A 1,303-nucleotide genomic window follows, 5' to 3' on the forward strand; every position below is an offset into this window, starting at 1 on the left:
GGCGCCGACCGTCACGGCGCTGGCGCTCAGCGTCCCGGTCACCGCCAGCGTCCCGCCCGAGACGTTCGTCGCCCCGCTATAGGCATTGCTGCCGGCGAGGGTGGTGAGGCCGGCGCTGGTGGTGAGGCTGGCGGTTCCGGCGAGGCCGGTCAGGGTGCCGCCGGTGGAGGTGACGGCGCCGGCGAGGGTGCCGTTCTGCAGCGTGCCGCCGGCGAGGGCGACGGCATCGATGGCCTGGGCGAAGCCGCCGAGATCGAGGCTGCCGCCGGTGGCGATCGTGGTGGCGCTGGCCTGGCTGAAGGCATTGGCCGCCCCGGCCGCCAGGGTGCCGCCGCTGATCGTGGTGGCGCCGGTATAAAGGTTGGCACCGGCGAGGGTGAAGGTGGTGTCGCCGCTCTTGGCGAGGCCGCCGCTGCCGGAGATCGTGCCGGCGAAGCTGCCGGTGGCGGCGAGCGACACGATGGCGTTGCCGGTGGCGAGGGTGCCGGTGCCGGAGAGCCCGCCGAGCGCCTGGGTGCCGGTGACGCCGGCGAGATCGAGACTGGTGCCGGCGGCGAGGGTGACGGCATTGGCGGCGCCGAGCGCCTGCGTGCCGCTGAGGGCCAGGGTGCCGGCGTCGATCGCGACCGCGCCGGTAAAGCCGGCATTGGCGCCCGACAAAGTGAGGGTGCCGGCGCCGGTCTTGGCGAGGCTGCCGGTGCCGGAGAGCGCGCCGGACAAAGTGGCGGATCCGGCGGCGTCCACCGTGGCGGTGACGGCATCGGCCAAGGCGATGGCGGTGGCGAGGCTGGTGGTGCCGGTCAAAGCGAGGGTGGCGGCGCCGGTGATCGCGAGGCCGCCGGTGCCGAGGGCGCCCGCCGCGCCGACGCCGAGCGTGCCGCCGGCGAGCGTGGTGCCGCCGGAATACAGGCTGGTTCCGGTCAGGGTCTGGCTGCCGCCGGCGAGGACCAGCGCGCCGGTTCCCGAGAGCGCGCCGGAGAAGCTGGCGGCGGCGGCGCCGGAGAGGGTGAGGGTGCGGGCGCCGAGGGTGAGCGCGCCGCTTCCCGCGAGGCCGGCGAGGCTGGCGCCGGTCTCGGTTCCGGCGATGTCGAGCGTGCCGTCGGCGGTCACCAGGCCGGCGAGGCTGCCGGTGCCGGCGAGCGCCAGAGTGGCGCCGGCGCCGATCGTGGTTCCGCCGGTGAAGCTGCTGGATCCGGTGAGGGTCTGGGTGCCGCCGGAGACGATGAGGCCGCCGGTTCCCGAGAGGGTTCCGGCGAAGGATCCCGCGGCATTGGCGAGGGTGAGGGTGCGGGCGCCGAGAATG

The 1,303-nt window shown here is 75.6% G+C and carries 1 protein-coding gene; it reads right to left on the bottom strand.

Annotated features, from left to right (window positions below; translation table 11 throughout):
- Positions 1–1,303, bottom strand: a 1,303-nt coding sequence (locus EDC64_RS23360) for a beta strand repeat-containing protein (RefSeq protein ID WP_207916177.1), incomplete at both ends; no start/stop codon positions are given.

Origin of the sequence: Aquabacter spiritensis (genome assembly GCF_004346185.1) — a bacterium.
Taxonomy (GTDB): Bacteria; Pseudomonadota; Alphaproteobacteria; order Rhizobiales; family Xanthobacteraceae; genus Aquabacter; species Aquabacter spiritensis.